Source organism: Candidatus Aquarickettsia rohweri (genome assembly GCF_003953955.1).
Lineage (GTDB): Bacteria > Pseudomonadota > Alphaproteobacteria > Rickettsiales > Midichloriaceae > Aquirickettsia > Aquirickettsia rohweri.
The window spans coordinates 1-1563 of the sequence record NZ_RXFM01000140.1 but is presented as its reverse complement, the minus strand read 5'-3'; the positions used below and the strand labels follow the sequence as shown (position 1 = coordinate 1563).

At 32.3% G+C, this 1563-nt stretch carries 1 protein-coding gene and 1 pseudogene; both read right to left on the bottom strand.

The genetic code is table 11. The features are described from left to right. A pseudogene (locus EIC27_RS06790) lies at positions 1-1167 on the bottom strand (conjugal transfer protein TraH); the annotation flags it as partial. Between the two features lie 108 nt (positions 1168-1275). After that, positions 1276-1563 (bottom strand): IS66 family transposase (locus EIC27_RS06785; protein ID WP_153183784.1); only part of this gene is annotated, 288 nt, incomplete at its 5' end.

Genomic DNA, 1563 nt, shown 5'->3' with positions numbered 1-1563 from the left:
CAATTGATGTCTGTTGTTATCCTGCATCTCATATTGATTTAACATCTCTCTTACTTTAATTAAGGACTTCCTATAATCATCAAGCTCTTCTGATGCTCCTATCTTAAAATTGTTAGCCGCCTCTATCGAATCATTAATTAACTCTGTTAAATATTGGAATAATATGTTCCACGCAGTAATCTGTATTAATATATTACTTTCCGTTTCTGGATGACCACCAGTCTTTCTATATAAAACTCCATACATCATATAAACAGGTAACCCTGATTTCCCTAAAAAATTAGCAGATTCCTTAGCTAATTCTACATCCTCTTTAAGTGATGTTTTGAAATTATCAAAATGCTGGCTAACTTTATATTCAAAACCCTCTCCTCTTGGTATAGCTCTATATTCTTCTTTTACCTTTAAACATTTTCCTTTGTCTTGACACCCAAGTACTTTAATTGATTTATCTCCCTTGAGTAATCCATCTAATAACTGTGGGTCTACTATTTTTGGCGCAATATACTGAATACTTGGCTCTCCGTCCTTATCTTTTGGATTCTCATGTATTATAATTGTTCCTGATATGGTCATCATTAACGTTTTTGTCTTTTCATCCACCCCTAACTTATTTAATGAATCCCAAGCCAGATTAACATTTACTAATCTCTTTTCTGGGTTCTTTTTTGCTATTTCCTCAGCCTTTTCTCCACTTCCCTTTGGAAATCCTTTATACACTGATTCTAAATCTGCTTTCCCGCCTTTTGTTATTTCTTCATCTGTAACTTGCTTTTTCTTCGCTGTTAAATGTTGTGATGCCTTATCCTTAGCGTAATTCATCAGTTCTTCTGTTAATTGACATTCATTTGATAAAAATCCCCCAAATTCTTGTAATTTACTATACACTTCCTGTAATGTCTCACTCAACACTGGCGATACTGAAGATAATCCCATATACACAAACCCCATTCCTGCATTTGCTACCACAGAAGTTAATTTATTCTTAAGCTCATCCCCTGAGATAAATGATATGCCACCTAGACTCATCACTGCAGTTCCTGTACATGTTCCTGGTATTTTTATCTCAGGATACGTTACTGATATAAGTGGCCTATTCCTTTTTTTATTACTTAAATAAATACTTCCTAAAGTTATATTCCCTGCTCTTTGTGTTTGATATATTGATGCTCCTGTTGCTACAGATTTACGTAAACGCTAAAATATCCCCATCTTGACAAGTATTATCCGCCTTTCTTTGGGTTTCTTAAGTTTTTTGATAATTCTAAAAAAAATTTAATTTGATGATATTTTTTTATCAATATTATATGGAAGTAAATTTACTAACTCTTTTGGATCAGAATAATCATGAATATGATTCAGCAAATATTTTAAATAATCATAAGGATTAATCTTATTTACTTTGCAAGTTTCAATAATACTATAAATATTTGCACTAGCTTTAGCACCCTTAGTTGTTGCACAGAACATCCAATTTTTTCTGCCAACTGCAAATGGTTTTATACTACGCTCCGAATCATTATTATCAATACGCAGTCTTCCATCTAAAAGATAATTATTTAA